Below are 20,230 nucleotides of genomic sequence, written 5' to 3'. Positions count from 1 at the left end.
GCCATGGACATCCATTTCACCCCCGACGAACTGGCCTTCCGCGACGAAGTCCGCGCCTTCCTCGAAACCAAATTGCCCAAGGACATCGCCACCAAGGTGCGCCTGGGCAAGCACCTGAACAAGGGCGACCACCAGCGCTGGCAGCGCGTGCTGACCGAGCAGGGCTGGTACGCCACGCACTGGCCCGAGGAGTACGGCGGCACCGGCTGGAACGCCGTGCAGAAGCATATCTTCGAAGAAGAATGCGCCGCCTTCGGTGCACCGCGCACCGTGCCGTTCGGCGTCAACATGGTCGCCCCGGTGATCATCAGGTTCGGCACGCCCGAGCAACAGGCGCACTACCTGCCGCGCATCCTCGACGGCACCGACTGGTGGTGCCAGGGCTACTCCGAACCGGGCGCTGGCTCCGACCTCGCCTCGCTGAAGACCCGCGCGGTGCGCGACGGCGATCACTACGTGGTGAACGGCCAGAAGACCTGGACCACCCTCGGCCAGCACGCCGACTGGATCTTCTGCCTGGTGCGCACCGACCCCGAGGCGCAGCAGCAGCGCGGCATCAGCTTCCTGCTGATCGACATGCAGACACCGGGCATCACCGTGCGGCCGATCATCACCCTGGACGGCGAGCACGAGGTCAACGAGGTCTTCTTCGACAACGTGCGCGTGCCGGTGGAAAACCTCGTCGGCCGCGAGAACGAAGGCTGGACCTGCGCCAAGTACCTGCTCACCTACGAGCGCACCGGGCTCGCCGGCATCGGCGCGTCCAAGGCGGTGCTCGCGCACCTCAAGCGCGTGGCCAGCCGCGAGCTGTGCGACGGCAAGCCGATGCTCGAAGACCCGCTGTTCCGCGCCCAGGTGGCGGAGGTGGAAATGCAGCTGATGGCCATCGAGATGAGCACCCTGCGCATCCTCGCCGCCGCCCGCGAAGGCGGCGTGCCGGGGGCGGAAAGTTCGATCCTGAAAGTGAAGGGCACCGAGATCCGCCAGGCGATCAGCCACCTGCTGCGCAAGGTGCTCGGCCCCTACGCGCTGCCCTTCATCGAAGACGAATTCGAGCTGGGCGCCGAGCCGCTGCACGCGGACTATTCGGCCGCGCCCGCCAGCCAGTACTTCAACCTGCGCAAGCTGTCGATCTTCGGCGGCTCCAACGAAATCCAGAAGAACATCGTCTCCAAGATGATTCTCGAACTGTGAGGCACCGAGCATGGACTTCAAACTGAGCGAAGAGCAGCAGATGCTGCAGGACACCGCGGCGCGCCTGGTGCGCGACGCCTATCCGTTCGACAAGCGCGAGGGTTTCAGCCAGAGCGAGCGGGGCTACAGCGTCGAGTTCTGGCGCCAGCTCGGCGAGCTGGGGCTGACCTCGGTGTCGCTGCCGGAAAGCCACGGCGGCTTCGGCGGCGGTGTGGAGAGCATGCTGGTGCTCACCGAACTGGGGCGCGGCCTGTGCCTGGAGCCGTACCTGCAATCGGTGGTGCATGCCGGCGGCCTGATCGCCCAGTTGGGCAATGACGCGCAGAAGGACCATTGGCTGCCGCGCATCGCCAGCGCAGAGGCGCAATTGGCTGTAGCGCTGGAAGAGCCGCAAAGCCATTACCAGCTGCACGACGTGCAGACCCGCGCGGAACAGGCCGACGATAGCTGGAAACTGAGCGGCCGCAAGGCGGTGGTGGTCGGCGGGCAGAGCGCCACGGCGATCCTCGTCTCGGCGCGGGTGTCCGGCAATGCGCGGGACGAGGCGGGCATCAGCCTGTTCCTGGTCGATCCGCAGCAGGCCGGCGTCAGCCGCCGCGAGTACCCAACCGTGGATGGCCAGCGCGCCTGCGAGCTGTTCCTCGACGGCGCCCTCGGCGAAGCCCTCGGCACGCCGGGTGACGCGCTAGCGGCGCTGCGTTACCAGCAGGGCCGCGCCATCGCCGGGCAATGCGCCGACGCCCTCGGCAGCCTGCAGGAAGCCTGCGCGCTGACCCTGGACTACCTGAAGACGCGCAAGCAGTTCGGCATCCCCATCGGCAAGTTCCAGGTGCTGCAGCACCGCATGGTGGACATGCGCAGCGAACTGGAACAGGCCACCAGCATGGCCATCCTCGCCGCCTGCGTGGCCGATCAACCCGACAGCGCCGAGCGCAGCCGCACCCTGGCGGCGGCCAAGTTCATCGTCACCCGCGCCGCGCGCTACGTCGCCGAGCAGGCGATCCAGCTGCACGGCGGCATCGGCATGACCTGGGAATACGTCCTCGCGCACCACGCCAAGCGGCTGGTGATGCTCAGCCACCAGTTGGGTGACGATGATCATCACCTGAAGGTGTATGCGGGGTTGATGGAGGTGGCGTGAGAATATGGGGTGATCCGATCCGGCTTCGGCACGGGGATTACCCCTCACCCTAACCCTCTCCCAAAGGGAGAGGGGACAGGCCGGAGCACGCGGAAAGTCAGGCGCTCGCCGGCAGGCTCCATTGCTTCCACCGGCACCGGACGGCTCCCTCTCCTCGGGGAGAGGGCTGGGGTGAGGGGACGGAATGGCAGAGGAACTGAACGGAAGAGAATCAGGCTCCGAGGCTCTCGATATCCCGCGCCAGAATCTCCAGCTCATGGGCCAGCGACCCGCGCAGCGTCTCCTCGCTGAGCTGGAACGACGGCGCCCCGCAGGTCAGCGCCATCAGCCCGCCGTCGGCCAGGCGCAGCGGTACGCCGGCAGCGCGCACGTTGCGGTCCCAGTCGCCCAGCGACAGGCAGAAGCCATGCTCGTAATACTCCTCGAAGGACGCATCGAGCGAAGCGCGCATCACCGACCAGTCGCCTTCGTGGCGCTCCTGCAGCGCCGACAGCAGGTGCTCGCGCTCCTGCTGCGGCGTGGCGGCGAGGTAGGCGCGGCCGGCGGCGGTGGTGGCCAGCGGCAGGCGCACGCCGGCGTCCATGCGCAGGGACGTCGCTTCCGGCGGGCGGCAGTTTTCCACGTAGATCATCGACAGCCAATCACGGCAGGTCAGGCCCACCGTGGTGTTGGTGCGGCGGGCGAAGGCGTCCATGTACGGCTTGGCCAACTGGCGCACGCGCAGGTTGGAGACGTAGGCGTAACCCAGCGCCAGCACGCCTGAATCGAGCTGGTACTTCTCGTGCTGCTGCGAGTAGCAGAGGTAGCCCAGCTGGGTCAGGGTGTAGGTCATGCGCGACACCGTGGCCTTGGGCAGGCCGGTGATCCGCGAGATTTCCTGGTTGCCGAGCACCACCGAGCCGTGGGTGAAGGCGCGCAGCACGTCCAGTCCGCGGGCGAGCGCCTCGACGTACTTGCGGTCCTTGGGGTTGCTGCTGTCTTCGACGTCGTCGCTCATGGGGCCTCGGCGGGGTATTCGGGTGGACGAGCGCCGCGCGCGGCGCGGGCGAACGATAGCAGATCGACCCCATTCCCCGCAGCGGTCCGGGCCTGCTCGTTGCGCCAGGCAAGCCTATCGCATACCATCAATTTCGACACGCTGTTTCACTGTGCAGAACAATAATTCGAAGCTCAGAGAAAAAGTACGGAGAAGTCGATGCCTGCCATTGCGACCGGATACGTGGCCAGCGAGATCGCCCGCCACGGTTACCAGAACCTGTACGACCTGCTGCAACGCGCCTCCCGCGAGTTCCCCGAACGCCACGCGTTCTCCTGCGGCGACAGCCATCTCACCTTCGCCGAACTGGACCGCCAGGCCGACGCCTTCGCCCGCTACCTGCGCCACCACGCAGGCCTGCAACCCGGCGACCGCCTGGCGCTGATGCTGCCCAACTCCCTGCAGTACCCCATCGCCACCTTCGGCGCGCTGAAGGCTGGCGTGGTGCTGGTGAACACCAACCCGCAATACACCGCCAGCGAGTTGCGCCACCAGCTGGCCGACTCCGGCGCCAACGCCGTATTGCTGCTCGACCGCCTGCTGCCATTGCTGCGCAGCGTGCAGGCGCACAGCGAGGTGCGGCACATCCTGCTGACCTCGATCGATGACATGGAGCGCCCCCGGCTCGACAGCGACGAAGCCGACTGCACGCGCTTCCAGCAGGCCCTGCGCCTGGGCGCCGAGGCGCCGCCGGTGCCCATCGAGCCGGGGCTGGATCGCCTCGCGCTGCTGCAATACACCGGCGGCACCACGGGTGTCTCCAAGGGCGCGATGCTCAGCCACCGCAGCCTGGTCGCCAACGTCGTGCAGACCCTGGAACTGTTCCTGCGCCCCGGCCTGCTGGACCCCGCCACCGACGTGCGCATCGCGCCGCTGCCGCTGTACCACATCATGGCGTTCTCGACGAACCTGCTGAGCTCGGTGGGCATGGGCCTGCACACGGTGTTCATCCGCGACGGCCGCAATCTCGACGAGATCATCGGCGCCATGCGCCGCTATCCCTTCACCCTGATGAGCGGGATCAACACCCTGTTCGTCGGCCTGATGAACCACCCGGATTTCCCCGCCGTCGACTTCAGCCACCTGAAGTGGGTGACCTCCGGCGGGGCACCGCTGAACCGCGAAGTGGGCCGGCGCTGGGAGGCCGCCACCGGCGCTCCGGTGCGCGAAGGCTTCGGGCTCACCGAGGCGTCGCCCGTGGTCTCCACCGGCACGCTGCACAGCCCGTATCGCGAGGGCTACGTTGGCCAGGCGCTGGTGGATACCGAGCTGCGCACCGTGGACGAGGAGGGCAACGACACCAGCCCCGACCAGCCCGGCGAGCTGTGGCTGCGTGGCCCGCAGGTGATGCAGGGCTACTGGCAGCGCCCGGAGGAAAGCGCCCAGGTGCTGACCGCGGACGGTTGGCTGAAGACCGGCGACATCGCCGAACTGGACGCCAACGGCATGCTGAAGATCGTCGACCGCAAGAAGGACATGATCCTGGTCTCCGGCTTCAACGTGTTCCCCAACGAGGTGGAAGACGCCGTGATGCGCCACCCCGGCGTGCGCGAGTGCGTGGCCATCGGCGTGCCGGACGAACGCAAGGGCGAGTCGGTGAAGCTGTTCGTCAGCCTCAAGGATGAGTCGCTGGCGCCGGCGCAGATCATCGCCCACTGCCGCGAGCACCTCACCGGCTACAAGGTGCCGAGCTTCGTCGAGGTGCTCGACGAGCTGCCCAAGACCAGCGTCGGCAAGTTGCTGCGCCGTCAGTTGCGCGACCTGGAGCTGGCGAAAAGGACCACCGCGTGAGCGCAGCGTCTATGGTTGAAGCAGGTTCGCACGACGAGACCCGCCGCATGACCGAGTCCTTCCACCGTATCGGCGTCATCGGCGCCGGCGCCATGGGCCGAGGCATCGCCCAGCTATTCGCCAGCGCCGGCCTGCCGGTGCGCCTGTACGACAGCAACCCGCAGACCGTGGAGCAGGCGCTGGCCTTCAATCGCGAGCTGCTGGAACGCGCGGTGGCCAAGGGCAAGCTCAGCCCGGAAGCGCTGGCGGCGACGATGCAGCGCCTGTTGCCAACCCACAGCCTTGACGAGCTGGCCGACTGCGACCTGCTGATCGAGGCGATCATCGAGGACCTCGGCGCCAAGCAGGCGTTGCTCGCCGAGCTGGAAAAACGCGTGGCGCCGGACGCCGTGCTCGCCAGCAACACCTCGTCGCTGTCGGTCACCCGCATCGCCGCGCGCTGCCGGCACCCGGAGCGGGTCGCGGGCTTCCATTTCTTCAACCCGGTGACGCTGATGCGCATCGTCGAAGTGGTGCGCGGCCAGCGCACCGACGCGTCGGTAGTGCGCCGCCTGAGTCGGCTGGCGGAGCAGGCCGGGCACTTCCCGGCGGTGTCGCCGGACAGCCCCGGCTTCATCGTCAATCACGCCGGCCGCGCCTTCAGCACCGAAGCGTTGCGCATCCTCGGCGAAGGCATCGCCAGCCCGGCGCAGATCGACCGCATCCTGCGCGACGGCGTGGGCTTCCGCATGGGGCCCTTCGAACTGCTCGACCTGACTGGCCTGGACGTCTCCCACGCGGTCATGGAATCGCTCTACCAGCAGTTCTACCACGACCCGCGCTACACCCCGTCGCCGCTGGCCGCGCAACGTGTTGCCGGCGGCCTGCTCGGGCGCAAGAGCGGCGAGGGCTTCTATCGCTACCGCGACGGCCAGCCCGTGCGTGAAGCCGAAGAACAGCACGACAGCGTACTGCTCAATCGCCCGTACTGGCTCGACAGCCAGGACCCCGAACTGCGCCACCGCGTCGCCGCGATCCTCACCCTCGGCGGCGTGGTGCTGGAGACCGGCGAGGGGCCGTCGTCCCGCGCCATCTGCCTGGTCACGCCGCTGGGCGTGGATGCCAGCACTCGCATCGACGCCCTCGGCCTGCCGCCTGATCGCAGCCTGGCGCTGGAAACCTTCACCGAACTGGACCGCCGCCGCGTGCTGATGCGCCAGCCGGCGCTCGACCCGGCGCTGGAGGCTCAGGCCCGCCAGGCCCTGGGCAGCGACGGCGTGCCGGTGGAAGTGATCAACGACTCGCCCGGCTTCATCTGCCAGCGGGTGATCGCCGGCATCGTCAACCTCGGCTGCGAGATCGCCCAGCGCGGCATCGCCACACCGGTGACGCTGGACCGCGCAGTGCAATTGGCGCTGGGTTATCCGTTCGGCCCGCTGGCCTTCGGCGAACACTATGGCGCGGCACGTATCCTCACCATCCTCCAGGGCCTGCAGGCCTGCTACGGCGAGGCGCGCTACCGGCCCAGCCCCTGGCTGCGCCGCCGCGTGCAACTAGACTTGCCGCTGCACAGCCCGGATCGGGCGGAGTAGTTCCACCGCCAGCGATGATCGTTTTCTGTCCGCTGGCGCTTACGGCCGGCGGCTCGGCGTGGCGCACTCTGCGGCGATGCCTGGCGCCGGCGCGCGCGGCGGGGCCGGGCGAGAACAATAACAACGAGGAACACGTCATGCGCCAATGGCTGCCCGCACTCGCCGCCCTTCTGCCCCTGCTCGCCGGCCACGCCTGGGCCGCCGGGCCAACGCCACAGGAGGCCCGCGAACTGGCCTCGCAGGCCTATCTGTTCGCCTTCGCCACCGCCGAGCACGGCAAGACCCTGCAGGCCATCGCCGCCAAGCTGCCGGTCAATTACCTGTACAACAAGACCGCGCTGCTCGGCCCGGAAGACCGCACCGTGGTCTCGCCGAACAACGACACGCTCTACTCCTATGCACTGCTCGACCTGCGCGAGCACCCGGTGGTCCTTGACGTGCCGGCCGTGCCGCAGCGCTACTACAGCTTCCAGCTGATCGACATGCGCACCAACAACCTCGACTACATCGGCACCCGCGCCACCGGGCGCGCGGCGGGCAGTTTCCTGATCGCCGGCCCCGACTGGGATGGCCAGGCGCCCGAGGACTTCAAGGGCCAGGTGATCCGCTCACCCAGCCGCATCGTCTTCCTGCTCGGCCGCACCGCGGTCGATGGCGAAGCCGACCTCGACGCCGCCAAGGCCGTGATGGACGGCTACAAGCTGCGCAGCACCAAGCCGACGCTGCTGCCGCACAAGATGGACGTGCCGGAATACCTGCCGACCAAGGAAGGCCCGGCGGAAAACGCCTTCATCGACTTCAACGGCCTGTCGGCCTGGCACGCCTGGACGCCGGAAGAACAGGCGCGGCTGAAACAGTTCGCGCCGATCGGCGTAGGCACCGGCAAGCCCTTCGACGCCAAGCAGCTACCGGCAGACATCGCCCAGGCGGTGGAGCAGGGCGCCGAGGACGGCCGCGAGAAGATCCGTGCCGCCACCGAGCGCTTCGCCGCGCCGGTGAACGGCTGGCAGAATTCGCCGATCAATATCGGCCACTACGGCAACGACGACCTGACACGCGCGGCGGTCGCCTGGAAGTACATCTACGCCAACGACCCGGCCGAGGCGATGTACCCACTGACCCGCGTCGACGCTGCCGGGCAGGCACTGGATGGCAGCCGCGCCTACACCCTGCACTTCGCCCCTGGCCAGCTGCCGCCGGTGGATGCCTTCTGGTCCGTCACGCTCTACGACGGCAAGACCCAGATGCTCGCGGCGAACCCGCTCAACCGCTATGCCATCAACAGCGCCAGCGACCTGAAGAAGGACGCCGATGGCGGCCTGACCCTGACCATCCAGCATGCCCGGCCGGCCAGCACCGACAACTGGCTGCCGGCACCGCCGGGGCCGTTCAACCTGATCCTGCGCATGTACCTGCCGCAGGCAAAGGCGCTCAAGGGCGAATACCAGCCGCCGGCCGTCCAGCCCATCGCCAGCAACGCGACCACCAGCAAGGAGTAGCCATGAACCCGATCCTGACCCGCCGCCGTCTCATCGGCGCCAGCGGTGCGCTCGGCTTCGGCCTGACGCTTCCCGACTGGCTGCTCGCGGCCTCTTCCCAGACGAGTGATCCGGCCATGCCCGAGACATCCACTGACCAGGAAACCGTCCGCCAGGCGTGGCTCTATGCCTACCCGATGCTGATGCACTACCAGACGATGCAGAAGCAGGCGCTCGATGCGAAATCGCCGGAGTACGTCGGCGGCTTCGGCGTGTTCCGCCACTACAGCGAACTGTTCACGCCGAACAACCGCGACATCGTCACGCCGAACAACGACACGCCCTACTCCTGGGCCTGGCTCGACCTGCGCGCCGAGCCCTGGGTGCTCAGCGTGCCGGCGGTGGCCGAGGACCGCTACTACGTGCACCAGCTGGTGGACCAGTACACCTTCAACTTCGGCTATGTGGGCGTGCTCAGCACCGGCCGCGAAGCCGGTGACTACCTGATCGCCGGGCCGGACTGGAAAGGCGAGACGCCCAGCGGCATCCGCCAGGTGCTGCGCAGCGAAACGCAGATCGCCATGGTCCTGGGCCGCACCGGCCTGCGCGATGCCAACGACTTGCCGGCCGTGCGCGCATTGCAGCAGCAGTACCGTCTGCGACCGCTGCACGAGTTTGCCGGCAGCACGGCGCCAGCGATCCCTCCGGCGGTGAACTGGCTGCCGTGGGAATTTCCCCGCGACCTGGGGCCGGGCTTCATCCCGCACCTGAACCAGATCCTCGCCTTCTGCCCGGTGGACCCGAGCGAAGTCGAACTGCGCAAGCGCTTTGCCCAGGTCGGCATCGGCGCCGGGCTGGCCTTCAATCCAGCCGCCCTCTCGCCCGCGCAGCGCACGGCGCTGGGCGCCGGCATCCAGCAGGGCGTGGCGGAACTGAAGGCGAAGGTGGCGACGCTGCGTTCCTCCGCTGGTCTGTTCGGCACCCGCTCGGCGATGCACAACGACTACCTCAGCCGCGCCGCCGCGGCGGCCAGCGGCATCTACGGCAACAGCGTGGAAGAGGCGATCTACTTCGGCACGCGCAGCGACAGCAGCCAGCAACCGCTGGTGGGCGGCCAGCGCTACCGGCTGCACTTCCCGGTCGACGCGCTGCCGCCGGCGAAGGAGTTCTGGTCGATCACCCTCTACGACCTGCCGGACCGGCAACTGGTAGCCAACCCGATCCAGCGCTACTGCCTGAGCAGCCGCGATCACCTCGTGCGCGACGCGGACGGCGGAGTGACGCTGTATCTCCAGGCGGATTCGCCCGGCCAGGCCCTGGAGGCGAACTGGTTGCCGTCGACCCGGCAGGGGCCGTTCAACGTCATCCTGCGCATCTACGGGCCGGAGCCGGCCGTTGTGGGCGGGGAGTGGAAGATGCCGGGGGTGGAGCGGGTATGACGCAAGCCGCCAGCGTCCTGCATTGGTTCGCGAGCAAGGACTGGGCGTCCTCCTCGCTCCTACAGGTTGAATCGGCGCTTTGCCTGTAGGAGCGAGCTTGCTCGCGAACCCGTCCCACGCCAGAGCTCAACGAAAGGTGACGCGCTCCCCGGCAGCGAGGCGTTCGAGCGCCGCCTTGCGTTGATCCGCCGGCAGCGCCCCGAGCTTCTCCACCCGCGCATAGAACGCCGGCCAGTTGCCGCCCACCTGCCTGAACAACGCGGCAAACGCCGGCACCCACTGGTCATACAGCCCGAAGGGCAGCAGCTTGGCATTGTTCATCGGGCCGTTGACCCAGGCATCGAACGGCGCCTTGCCGCCCCAGTCGCGATCGCGCAGCTGTGCGTAGTCGTGGCGCAGGCGCTCGAACTCGGCGGCCTTGCCGGCGCGCTTTTCCGCGTCGCTGCGCGGGCTGGCGTACAGCGCCTGCAAGCGCTCGCGGGTATCGAGCACCAGCTGCGTGAAGCGCTTGCGCTGCTCGTCCAGCAGGGGCGATTCATCCGCCAGGTTGCGCGCGGCGCGCCAGCGGCGGCCGCCTTCTTCCTCGACGAAGGAGGCGTAGGACTCGTTGAAGGCGGTGTCACCGGGCAGATAGAACTTCTGGTGCGCCAGCTCGTGGAAGATGGTTTCCGCCAGGCGCTGGTCGCCCCAGCGCAGCATGCTGCTGAGGATCGGGTCGTTGAACCAGCCCAGGGTCGAATAGGCCTCTACGCCGCCGACATAGACGTCCAGCCCCTCGCCCTTCAGGCGCTTTGCCTCGGCCTGTGCGCCCTCGGCGCCGTAGTAGCCGCGATAGGCCACACAACCGGCGATGGGGAAGCAGTGGGTCAGCGGCTGCAGCGACAGCTCGGGCGTGGCGAAGACGTTCCACACCACATTGGGCCGGTGGATGTCGGCGTAGAGGCGATAGCTCTGGTTGTCCGGCAACCCCAGCTCGGCGCTGGCGAAGGCGCGCGCCTCCTGGGACAGCTCCAGGCGCTGGCGCAGCGCGGGGTCACGGCTCGGGTCGGCGACCACCTCGGCCACCGGCTCACGGGCGGCGAGCAGGCGCAACTGGCCGTCCGCCAACTGGCCGTAGTAGCTCACCGTGGAACAACCGCTCAGCGCCCAGATCGCCAGGCAGGGAACCCAGCGGCACAGGCGGCGGTCGAGTGTCGGGATAAGAAGGCGGAAGGGCATGCGCGGAACATAGCACAGCGCCTGGTCCGCTCGCTGCCGCCCCTTTCTGACCAGGAGCCACCCCGATGCGCACCCTCCTCATTCCCGCCGGACTGCTCGCCCTGAGCGGCTGTTCGATGCTGATGCCCCAGCCGGACCCGAACCGCGCCTGGGTCGACCTGGACACCAACAGCCAGAGCGACCTGGCCGCCATGGAGGTGGACAGCAAGGAGTGGTCCAGCACGCGTTACTTCGAGGTCGACCCCGGCTCCCACGAGTTGCGCGTGCGCTTCCAGTTCCAGGTCGAGCCGGTGGATATCGGCCCGGTCGCCGAATCACTGTGGCGCGATTGCGAGATGACGGTGCAATACAAGGACTTCAGCGCCGGCCAGCGCTACCGCCTGGAGACCGGCAGCATCGGCTTCCGCCCCTGGGCCAAGCTCTACGACGCCCAGGGCGGCGAGATCGCCCGTGGTCGCGAACGGGGCTGCGCGAAGGCCTGAGCGGGGTATGCTGTGGACTGACTACAGCCCACGGTAACTCTCCATGCGCCCGCGCTTCCTGCCTGCCTTCGTCCCGCTGAGCCTCGCCCTGCTCGCCGGCTGCGCCAGCCCGCTGCCCGCCCACGACCCGCAGCTGGCCTGGATCGATCTCTACACCGCGGCCGGCAGGACCCTGATGGCCGAGCGCCTGGACGGCAAGTCGGTGAACGACGGGCGCTACTACCAGGTGACGCCGGGCCGCCACGAACTGCTGGTGCGCTTCCAGTACGAAATCCCCAGCGGTGGCGGCATGGGCGCGATGAGCGACCCTTCGGAGCTGACCTGCCGGGTCAAGGTGACCTACGACGATTTCGCCGCCGGCCAGCGCTACCGGCTGGAGCTGCGCCCGCAATTGCGCAGCGCCCTGGCATTGCTGACCGATGCCAGTGGGCAATTGGTGGCGAAAACGGATTTCCAGGGGCCGGTGAGTTGCGGGCCGTTCTAGCGGAATAGCAGGCTTCGTGGGCGCAACGGTCTTTCTCGGGAAGCCCGTACCGATGCGTCCCCCTCACCCCGCACCTGACTACGCGCCCCGCACCTGAGAGAGCAGGGGCCGCACATGCCGGTTGACGCCGAAGTTTCATCCTGCCCCGAACAGTCCCCTCTCCCCCTGGGAGAGGGTTAGGGTGAGGGCCGCCCCAAGCGCAGAGGCATCTCATGGCGGCGGACGTCGTCCCGGCGTGGAGGGGAAACTCAGCCGTCGTTCTTCTGATAGATGATCCGTCGTTTACCGTTGTCGCAGGTGCCGACCACCATGTTCGGGTCCTTCACCTCGGCCTTGTCCACGATCTCCAGGGTGTAGGAGGTCACCCCGGCGGCCTGGATCTTGGTCTCGATCTCGGCCTTGAGTTCCTCGCAGGGCTTCACTGCCGCCCAGCTCGCGCCGCTCGCCAGCAACAGCGCCGCACCGGTCGCCACGGCCCACTTCATCGTCGTCATCACATTCCCTCGTCAAAGCCCCACGGCGGGGCACCCTATCCTAACGGTGGACCGCCACCGCCGGACAGAGTGCCCGGCAGGCTCATTCGAGGCTGGCGTCGAGGGTGATGCGCGCGTTGAGCACCCGCGAGACCGGGCAACCGGCCTTGGCCTTGTCGGCGATGGCCTGGAAGGTCTGCGCATCGGTACCCGGCACTTTCGCCTTCAGGGTCAGGTGCACGGCGGTGATGGTGAAGCCATCGGTAAGTTTCTCCAGGCTGACTTCGGCCCGGGTGTCGATGCTTTCGGCGGTCAGGCCTTCCTCGCCCAGCATCATCGACAGCGCCATGGAGAAGCAGCCGGCGTGAGCCGCGCCGATCAGCTCCTCGGGGTTGGTGCCCGGCTTGTCCTCGAAGCGCGTGTTGAAGCCGTACGGCTGTTCCTTCAGCGCGCCACTCTGCGTGGAAATCGTGCCCTTGCCGTCCTTCAGGCCGCCCTGCCAGTGAGCCGATGCCGATTTTTTCATGTCGCTTCCTCCGTTCGGGTTGCAGTCAGGACGTTCGAGGCCGGCGCGAGGGCAGGGGTTCAGCTTTTCTAAAAGGCTCTTCGCAGGATCGAGGGGAACGCCGGTGCATGAAAAAGGCCGGGCCCCTCGCGGGTGCCCGGCCTGCCGGCGTTCGCCGGGAATCACTTCGAATAGACGATTTCCTTGGTGCCGCCTTCACAGGAGCCGACGACTTGCTTGCCGCCCGCGCTGCCCTTGTCGACGACCTCCAGGTTGAACGAGGCGACGCCTTTGGCCTTGATCTTCGCCTCGATCTCCGATTTCAGCTCTTCGCACGGCTTGCCGGCAGCCATCGCATGGCCCGCCAGGGCGAAGATCCCCACAGCCAACAGGAACTTCTTCATCGGTAACGCTCCCTCGTCGTTCACAGGAAAAGGCCCGAGCGGGCCGGAAAACCGGGATACCCCGGTGCGCACATCCACGCGCCGCGCCAGCATGGCCCAGGCGCGTGACAAAAAAGCCGCGTGACAAAAAAGACCTAGCTGTTGGCAATCCTGAAACCGACCTTGATCGTCACCTGGTAGTGACCGACCGCGCCGTTCTCGATATGCCCACGGGTATCCACCACCTCGAACCACTCCAGGAAGTCGATGCTCTTGGCCGCTTCCGCCAGGGCATTGTTGATCGCGTCCTCGATGCTGGTGCGCGAGGAGCCGACCAGCTCGATCTTCTTGTAGGTGTGGTGATTGGACATGGTGCCTCTCCTCATTCGCCGAGCAACGCCGGCAGATTGCCAGCGCACTTAAAGGACAGTAGTAGAGGGGTGGACCCAGGGCAAACGGCCCGGTTCAGTCTTTATGCGACGCCCTTCAACTCCCCCTGGAGCCAACGCGCCAGGCGCTCGGCACGCGGATCGGCGCGCCGCTGCGGGACCCACAGTGCCAGCCGCGCGGTGGTTTCGACGAAGCCCCAGGGGGCGGCCAGGCGGCCGGCGGCAAGGTCGTCGGCCACCAGTTGCTGTGGCGCGATGGCCACGCCCAGCCCGGCCACCGCGGCTTCCAGCAGGTAGTAGAGGTGTTCGAAGCCCTGGCCGAGCTTCAGCCGCGCCGGCTCCAGGCCATGGCGCGCGGCCCATTCCGGCCAGGCTTGCGGGCGCGAGACGGTGTGCAGCAGCGATTCGCCCAGCAACGCCTCGGCAGGCGCCGCGCTCAACTGCTCGAAGCGCGGTGAACGCGGACTGAGCACCGGGCCGATGCTTTCCACCGCCAGTTCCAGCACGCGCATGTCTGCCGGCCACGGCGGCGCGGCGAAGCACAGGGTGGCGTCGAGGCCGCCACGGCGCGGATCGAGGTCGCCATCGCTGGCCGATAGTTGCAGGCGCAGGTCCGGCAGGTCGCGGTTCAGGCGATCCAGGCGCGGGATGAACCAGCGGGCAAGCAGGCTGCCGGGACAGCCGAGAACGAACGGCGCGTCACCGCCAGCCTGCCTGCGTAGCTCGGCGCAAACGCTGCGCAGGCGCTCGAACGAATCGCTGGCCACTTCGCTCAGGCGCACGCCGGCATCGGTGAGTTTTACGCCGCGCCCTTCCTTGACGAAAAGGGCGACGCCCAATTCTTCCTCCAGCAGGCGGATCTGCCGGCTGATCGCCCCATGGGTGACACTCAGCTCATCCGCCGCCGCGCTCAGGCCGCGCAGGCGGGCAGCGGCTTCGAAGGCGCGCAGGGCATTGAGGGGCGGAAGGTCGCGGCTCATGGCATTCAACCTGTGAGTTTTTCTGACATGTCATGGCGATCTTATCGCTTTTCCCCGTCATCACACAGCCGTATCCTGAGCACCATTCGTAGGAGCGGACTCTGTCCGCGATAGCGCCCGGCGGGCACCCTACTTCACGACCCCAGAGGAGCCTTCCCATGTCCACACTGCGCACCGGTCCAGACGCCAAGGGCCTGTTCGGCAGCTTCGGCGGCCAGTACGTCGCCGAGACCCTGATGCCGCTGATCCACGACCTGGCCCGCGAGTACGAGAAGGCCAAGGACGATCCGGAATTCCTCAAGGAACTGGCCTACTTCCAGCGCGACTACGTCGGCCGTCCGAGCCCGCTGTACTTCGCTGAGCGCCTGACCGAGCACTGCGGCGGCGCGAAGATCTACTTGAAGCGCGAAGAGCTGAACCACACCGGCGCGCACAAGATCAACAACTGCATCGGCCAGATCCTGCTGGCCAAGCGCATGGGCAAGCAGCGCATCATCGCCGAGACCGGCGCCGGCATGCACGGCGTGGCCACCGCCACCGTGGCCGCGCGTTTCGGCCTGCAATGCGTGATCTACATGGGCACCACCGACATCGATCGCCAGCAGGCCAACGTGTTCCGCATGAAGCTGCTGGGCGCCGAGGTGATCCCGGTCACCGCCGGCACCGGCACCCTGAAGGATGCGATGAACGAAGCGCTGCGCGACTGGGTGACCAACGTCGACAGCACCTTCTACCTGATCGGCACCGTGGCCGGCCCGCACCCGTACCCGGCGATGGTCCGCGACTTCCAGGCGGTGATCGGCAAGGAAACCCGCGAGCAACTGGCCGAGAAGGAAGGGCGTCTGCCCGATTCGCTGGTCGCCTGCATCGGCGGCGGCTCCAACGCCATGGGACTGTTCCACCCGTTCCTCGATGACACCAGCGTCAAGATCATCGGCGTGGAAGCAGCCGGCCACGGCATCGAGACCGGCAAGCACGCGGCCAGCCTGAACGGCGGCGTACCGGGCGTGCTGCACGGCAACCGGACCTTCCTGCTGCAGGACGAAGACGGCCAGATCATCGACGCGCACTCCATTTCCGCCGGCCTGGACTACCCCGGCATCGGCCCGGAGCACGCCTGGCTGCACGACATCGGCCGTGTCGAGTACACCTCGATCACCGATCACGAAGCCCTCGACGCATTCCACCAGTGCTGCCGCCTGGAAGGCATCATCCCGGCGCTGGAGTCCTCCCACGCGCTGGCCGAAGTCTTCAAGCGCGCGCCGAACCTGCCCAAGGACCACATCATGGTGGTGAACCTGTCCGGTCGTGGCGACAAGGACATGCAGACCGTCATGCACCACATGCAACAGGAGCCGCAAGCATGAGCCGCCTGCAGACCCGCTTCGCCGAACTGAAACAGCAGAACCGCGCTGCCCTGGTGACCTTCATCACCGCCGGCGACCCGGGCTACTCGACCTCGCTGGACATCCTCAAGGGCCTGCCCGAAGCCGGTGCCGACGTGATCGAGCTGGGCATGCCGTTCACCGACCCGATGGCCGATGGCCCGGCGATCCAGCTGGCGAACATCCGCGCCCTGGGCAACGGCCAGAACCTGGCCAAGACGCTGAAGATGGTCCGCGAATTTCGCGCCGGCAACGACACCACCCCGCTGGTGCTGATGGGCTACTTCAACCCGATCCACTACTACGGCGTGGACAAGTTCATCGCCGACGCGAAGGAAGCCGGCGTCGACGGCCTGATCGTCGTGGACCTGCCGCCGGAGCACAACGAAGACCTGTGCCACCCGGCGCAAGCGGCGGGCATCGACTTCATCCGCCTGACCACTCCGACCACCGACGACAAGCGCCTGCCCACCGTGCTCGAGGGCAGCTCCGGCTTCGTCTATTACGTCTCGGTGGCCGGCGTGACCGGCGCCGGCGCGGCGACCCTGGAACATGTCGAGGAAGCCGTGGCGCGCCTGCGCCGCCACACCGACCTGCCGGTCTCCATCGGTTTCGGCATCCGCACCGCCGAACACGCCGCGAGCATCGCGCGCCTGGCCGACGGTGTGGTGGTGGGTTCGGCGCTGATCGACAAGATCGCCGAGGCGAGCAGTTCCGCTGACGCGGTGCAGGGCGTGCTCGGCCTGTGCCGGCAACTGGCCGAAGGCGTGCGCAACGCTCGCTGAGGATTGCTCTTTTGTAGGAGCATGAAAAAGCCCGGCGCGTGCCGGGCTTTTTCGTTTCAGGCGCGGGTTATTCCACGCTTTCTGCCTGCGGCTCTTCTTCCCCGCCGGCAGCGCCGCCGCCCAGACCAAGACCCTGCGCGGAGCCCATGGCGAAGGCCATGAACTCCGGCACGCTCATGTCCTTGCCGTTGAACTTTACCTGGTCGTTGGCGTAGGCCAGCGAGCTGGACAGGGCGTTGCCGTCGAGCACGGCCCACTGCGAGTTCAGGGCCATGCCACTGAACAGGTCAGTCATGGCGTCGGATTGCTGCTTGAGCGCAACCGGATCGACGCTGCCGGCAGCCTCGCCACCCAGCGAGCCCTGCAGCGCGACGATGTCGCCGATCACCGCCTTGTCCACCTTCAGGTCAGCCTTGAGCGCGGCGAGGATGCTGCGCGCCATCTCGTCCGGCGTAGCGGCGGCAGCGTTGGGCTTGCGCAGGTCGACCGACAGCGAAGCCTTGGCTACGCCGTGGCTGGTCTGCAGGGACAGTTCGTCCAGCGACAGCACCGGCGAGCCTTCCAGCAGGGCCAGGCCCAGGCGCTTGAGTTCCTCTTCCTGCGCCGGGGTCAGCTCGGTGCTTTCCAGGCTGTCCAGGGCCATCTTGTTGTAGGACTCCTTGAAGGTCTTGAGCACGCCCTCGTCGAGGTTGCGCAGGCTCAGGTCCAGCTTCACGCCGCCGATTTCCTGGCCCTGCACCACGACCTTGCCGACGCGGTAGGAAACGCTCTGGTCGAGGCCCTTGCCGCCCTGCTTGAGGGTCTCTTCGACCACGGCGTCGCGCAACTCGACTTCCGGCGCGCCCGGCGACTTGATGTTCAGGCTCTTGATGGTGGCGGAGCTGGGGCCGAGGGCAAAGCCGTTGGCGTTTTCCTTCTTGTCACCCTGCATGCCCAGGTCGCGCAGCTGTACGCGCGCCGGCTGGCCGCTGTTCTCGTCGGTGAAGTCCAGGTCGACCTCGGCGAGGTTGCCCACGGCGCTGACGTCCTTCTTGTCGCCGGAGACGTTGAAGGTGATCTTGGCCGGGGAAAGGCGCAGCTTGTCGCTGTCCTTGGCGAATTCCAGGGCGGCGGTCTCGACGGCGCCTTCCTGCTTCTGGTCGTAATGGATGGTCAGCTCGCCGAACAGCGGAGCCTTGCCGCCAGCGGCGGTGAACAGCGGAGCGGTGAGTTCGTTCTGCTCCAGGGCGAAATGGCTCTGCGCCATGACCGGCGCCAGCTTGCCCGCCGCCAGGCGCGAGGCCGGGAAGGGGCCGTGTTCGAGGCGATCGGTGAAGACGAGGATCTGCGGCGCTTCGCCCTCCTTGCCGGTGAAGGACAGGTTGTAGCGCGCGGTGCTGGAGAACAGGCCGCGCTGGATGTCCACCAGGGTCAGGTGGGCGCCCAGGCCAGGGGCTTCCTGCTCGAACAGTTGGTTGGCTTCGGTGATGCCGCGGTTCACTTCCTGCTCGACACGGCTGCCGGTGTACCAGGCGCCGGCAACGGCAGCGCCGACGATGGCAACGGGGATGGCGATGGCCAGGGCGGTCTTCTTCATGCTGATTCCTTTCAAGTGCGGCCGTACGGGGGACGTCCTGTCGACCGTGATTTTGGGGGTGGCGGCGGGATGCTAGCAGGCGCACTGCCATCACTCCAGCGCCGTTGGCGACCGACTTCACAGCGCCAGCATTGACCCGCAGGGGACGGCTGTCAGGATAGAGCGCTCAGACCGTCCGGGAAGCCCACGCCATGACCCTGCTGCACAGCCTCCACCACGTTGCCCTGATCTGCTCGGACTACCCGCGCTCAAAGCACTTCTACACCCAGGTGCTGGGCCTGAAGGTGGTCGCCGAGACCTACCGCACGGCGCGTGACTCCTGGAAGCTCGACCTGGAGCTGGGCGATGCGCGGCTGGAGCTGTTCTCCTTCCCCGGCGCACCAGCGCGGCCGTCCTACCCCGAGGCGCAGGGGCTGCGCCACCTGGCGTTCGCCGTGGATGACCTGGAGGGCGCGGTGGCCCATCTGCAGAGCCACGGCGTGGCCTGCGAGCCGATCCGCGAGGACGAGCTGACCGGCAAGCGCTTCACCTTCTTCACCGATCCGGATGACTTGCCGCTGGAGCTTTACGAGCGCTGATGCCTCCGGCCAACGCCTTTGTAGGATGGCGTGGAGCGATACCCATCAATTCGGTTCGCCTACAGCATGGGTATCGCTGCGCTCCACCCATCCTACGAAAGTGCCCCTGAATCGGCTCAGGCCGGCACGGCCTCGCTGTCCAACGCCCCGCGCAGGCTCGCCAGGTCGCGCAGCGGCGGCGCGCCGAACAGGCGGCTGTATTCGCGGCTGAACTGCGACGGGCTCTCGTAGCCGACGCGATGCCCGGCCACTGCCACTTCCAGCCCTTCCGACAACAACAGCCGCCGCGCTTCCTGCAAGCGCAGCTGCTTCTGGTACTGCAACGGGCTCAGGGCGGTCACTTCCTTGAAGCGGTGGTGCAGGGTGGACACGCTGAGGTTCACCTCGCGGGCCAGGTCCTCGATACGCAGGGACTTGTCGTAGTTGCGGTTGAGCCACTCGATGGCGCGAGTGACGCGGTGGGTCTGGCTGTCGGTCATCGCCAGGTCGTGCAGCAGGTGGCCCTGCGGGCCCCGCAGCAGGCGGTAGAGGATTTCGCGGACGAACAGCGGCGCCAGCATCTCGATGTCGCGCGGGGTATCCAGCAGGCGCATCAGGCGCAGCAGCGCGTCAAGCACGGTGCAGTCCAGGCGTTGCAGGTAGATGCCCCGGCTGGCCGGGCGCGGCGCACTGCCGGCAAGGCCGGCCTCGGCGATCAGCCGGGTCAGCTCGCCGGGGTCGATGTCCAGTCGGATCGACAGGTAGGGCTTCTCCGGCGAGGCCTCGATCACCTGGCCGGAAACTGGCAGCGTCACCGATACCACCAGCAGGTTGAGTTCGTCGTAGCGATACACCTCGCTGCCCAGGCGCACTTCCTTGCAGCCCTGGGCGATCACGCACAGGGCGGGGCGATAGAGGGTCGGCATGCGGCCCTCGTGGGGGCAGTCGCTGCGGCCGACCAGCAGGGAATCGATGGCGGTCTCGAAGACGCCTTCACCCTGGCAATGGCGCTGGATGATGTCGGCCAGCTCCTGGCGGCCGGCGGCAATGGGATCGTAGGCGGGAACGGACTGGGACATGCACAGGACCTCCAGTGGCGGCGCTCGAAGCTTACGCCCGCGCCGCGTGCGCGAGTGTGACAGTAAGGCAGCCGCTGGAGGATCAGGCAAGCAATCGGCAGGAATGGACAAGCCACAGCTGCATTCACGCACGCACCGCGGCGGTGCATGGCCTGGAAACGACCGGTTACAGAGGTTGGCAAACCTGCCGCAGGATCAGGCAAGAAGCCGACAGCATCCGGATAACGCCCGGGGCTGGCGGGGCCGTACTCTTGCTGTCAGTCGTCCGAGGAGCCACTTCGGAC

20 protein-coding genes are annotated in these 20,230 nt (G+C 67.5%); 11 read left to right on the top strand and 9 right to left on the bottom strand.

All coding sequences use genetic code 11. The features are described from left to right. Positions 1 to 3 precede the first annotated feature (3 nt). Positions 4 to 1,194 carry an acyl-CoA dehydrogenase family protein gene (locus LDJ84_RS00445; protein ID WP_226045734.1) on the top strand — a complete coding sequence of 397 codons (1,191 nt, stop codon included), beginning with the start codon at positions 4 to 6 and terminating at the stop codon, positions 1,192 to 1,194. A 10-nt stretch (positions 1,195 to 1,204) separates the two neighbouring features. Next, positions 1,205 to 2,335, top strand: coding sequence for an acyl-CoA dehydrogenase family protein (locus tag LDJ84_RS00440; protein WP_226045733.1), 1,131 nt, complete (start codon positions 1,205 to 1,207; stop codon positions 2,333 to 2,335). 211 nt (positions 2,336 to 2,546) lie between these two features. Here LDJ84_RS00440 and LDJ84_RS00435 read toward each other — a convergent pair whose 3' ends face one another. Continuing rightward, positions 2,547 to 3,332: an IclR family transcriptional regulator gene (locus LDJ84_RS00435; RefSeq protein WP_024763684.1), complete on the bottom strand. Its 786-nt coding sequence runs from the start codon at positions 3,330 to 3,332 to the stop codon at positions 2,547 to 2,549. Positions 3,333 to 3,530: 198 nt separating this feature from the next. Here LDJ84_RS00435 and LDJ84_RS00430 point away from each other — a divergent pair, with 198 nt between their 5' ends. The 4 genes from LDJ84_RS00430 (at position 3,531) to LDJ84_RS00415 (ending at position 9,650) form a co-directional block, all read left to right on the top strand. Beyond that, positions 3,531 to 5,162, top strand: a complete 1,632-nt coding sequence (locus LDJ84_RS00430; RefSeq protein WP_226045732.1) for a long-chain-fatty-acid--CoA ligase — start codon at positions 3,531 to 3,533, stop codon at positions 5,160 to 5,162. A 47-nt stretch (positions 5,163 to 5,209) separates the two neighbouring features. Beyond that, entirely contained in the window at positions 5,210 to 6,733 is a 1,524-nt protein-coding gene (locus LDJ84_RS00425) for a 3-hydroxyacyl-CoA dehydrogenase (protein WP_226045731.1), read from the top strand. A 137-nt stretch (positions 6,734 to 6,870) separates the two neighbouring features. Continuing rightward, a complete protein-coding gene (locus LDJ84_RS00420) occupies positions 6,871 to 8,232 on the top strand; it encodes a DUF1254 domain-containing protein (RefSeq protein WP_226045730.1) in 1,362 nt (453 codons plus the stop codon). A gap of 2 nt (positions 8,233 to 8,234) precedes the next feature. Beyond that, the gene (locus LDJ84_RS00415) at positions 8,235 to 9,650 is read left to right on the top strand and encodes a DUF1254 domain-containing protein (protein ID WP_226045729.1); all 1,416 of its coding nucleotides are present in this window, start codon (positions 8,235 to 8,237) and stop codon (positions 9,648 to 9,650) included. Between the two features lie 126 nt (positions 9,651 to 9,776). Here the strand turns inward: LDJ84_RS00415 and LDJ84_RS00410 are convergent, their stop codons facing one another. Further along, a complete protein-coding gene (locus LDJ84_RS00410; protein ID WP_065327695.1) occupies positions 9,777 to 10,868 on the bottom strand; it encodes an aminopeptidase in 1,092 nt (363 codons plus the stop codon). Positions 10,869 to 10,933: 65 nt separating this feature from the next. Here LDJ84_RS00410 and LDJ84_RS00405 point away from each other — a divergent pair, with 65 nt between their 5' ends. Both LDJ84_RS00405 and LDJ84_RS00400 read left to right on the top strand, forming a co-directional pair. Then, complete coding sequence (locus LDJ84_RS00405; RefSeq protein ID WP_024763679.1) at positions 10,934 to 11,350, top strand: hypothetical protein; 417 nt, start codon at positions 10,934 to 10,936, stop codon at positions 11,348 to 11,350. A 43-nt stretch (positions 11,351 to 11,393) separates the two neighbouring features. After that, positions 11,394 to 11,834, top strand: coding sequence for a hypothetical protein (locus LDJ84_RS00400; protein WP_037017738.1), 441 nt, complete (start codon positions 11,394 to 11,396; stop codon positions 11,832 to 11,834). Positions 11,835 to 12,082: 248 nt separating this feature from the next. Here the strand turns inward: LDJ84_RS00400 and LDJ84_RS00395 are convergent, their stop codons facing one another. From LDJ84_RS00395 to LDJ84_RS00375, 5 genes are all read right to left on the bottom strand, one after another. After that, the gene (locus tag LDJ84_RS00395) at positions 12,083 to 12,319 is read right to left on the bottom strand and encodes a DUF1161 domain-containing protein (RefSeq protein ID WP_024763677.1); all 237 of its coding nucleotides are present in this window, start codon (positions 12,317 to 12,319) and stop codon (positions 12,083 to 12,085) included. Positions 12,320 to 12,410: 91 nt separating this feature from the next. Next, complete coding sequence (locus LDJ84_RS00390; RefSeq protein WP_054907540.1) at positions 12,411 to 12,833, bottom strand: OsmC family protein; 423 nt, start codon at positions 12,831 to 12,833, stop codon at positions 12,411 to 12,413. Between the two features lie 161 nt (positions 12,834 to 12,994). Further along, entirely contained in the window at positions 12,995 to 13,216 is a 222-nt protein-coding gene (locus tag LDJ84_RS00385; RefSeq protein WP_024763675.1) for a DUF1161 domain-containing protein, read from the bottom strand. 134 nt (positions 13,217 to 13,350) lie between these two features. Beyond that, positions 13,351 to 13,566 (bottom strand): dodecin, encoded by a 216-nt coding sequence (locus LDJ84_RS00380; RefSeq protein ID WP_017518905.1) that lies wholly within the window; start codon positions 13,564 to 13,566, stop codon positions 13,351 to 13,353. A gap of 101 nt (positions 13,567 to 13,667) precedes the next feature. Next, entirely contained in the window at positions 13,668 to 14,564 is an 897-nt protein-coding gene (locus LDJ84_RS00375) for a LysR family transcriptional regulator (RefSeq protein ID WP_226045728.1), read from the bottom strand. Between the two features lie 158 nt (positions 14,565 to 14,722). Between LDJ84_RS00375 and trpB the strand changes: the two genes are divergently transcribed. Beyond that, positions 14,723 to 15,931, top strand: coding sequence for a tryptophan synthase subunit beta (trpB, locus tag LDJ84_RS00370; protein ID WP_054907542.1), 1,209 nt, complete (start codon positions 14,723 to 14,725; stop codon positions 15,929 to 15,931). Then, positions 15,928 to 16,734: a tryptophan synthase subunit alpha gene (gene trpA / locus LDJ84_RS00365; RefSeq protein WP_024763672.1), complete on the top strand. Its 807-nt coding sequence runs from the start codon at positions 15,928 to 15,930 to the stop codon at positions 16,732 to 16,734. Before trpB ends, trpA begins: the two co-directional genes overlap by 4 nt. Positions 16,735 to 16,801: 67 nt before the next feature. Here the strand turns inward: trpA and LDJ84_RS00360 are convergent, their stop codons facing one another. Further along, positions 16,802 to 18,310 (bottom strand): YdgA family protein, encoded by a 1,509-nt coding sequence (locus LDJ84_RS00360; RefSeq protein ID WP_024763671.1) that lies wholly within the window; start codon positions 18,308 to 18,310, stop codon positions 16,802 to 16,804. A 191-nt stretch (positions 18,311 to 18,501) separates the two neighbouring features. On the opposite strand from LDJ84_RS00360, the gene LDJ84_RS00355 reads away from it, so the two are divergent. Next, positions 18,502 to 18,888 (top strand): VOC family protein, encoded by a 387-nt coding sequence (locus LDJ84_RS00355; protein WP_065327685.1) that lies wholly within the window; start codon positions 18,502 to 18,504, stop codon positions 18,886 to 18,888. 116 nt (positions 18,889 to 19,004) lie between these two features. On the opposite strand, the gene LDJ84_RS00350 is transcribed toward LDJ84_RS00355, so the two are convergent. Beyond that, positions 19,005 to 19,946 carry an AraC family transcriptional regulator gene (locus LDJ84_RS00350; protein WP_024763669.1) on the bottom strand — a complete coding sequence of 314 codons (942 nt, stop codon included), beginning with the start codon at positions 19,944 to 19,946 and terminating at the stop codon, positions 19,005 to 19,007. Between the last annotated feature and the right edge of the window lie 284 nt (positions 19,947 to 20,230).

It is taken from the genome of Pseudomonas sp. HS-18, assembly GCF_020401845.1.
Lineage (GTDB): Bacteria > Pseudomonadota > Gammaproteobacteria > Pseudomonadales > Pseudomonadaceae > Pseudomonas > Pseudomonas nitroreducens.
This window is presented reverse-complemented; position numbering and strand designations above follow the sequence as displayed.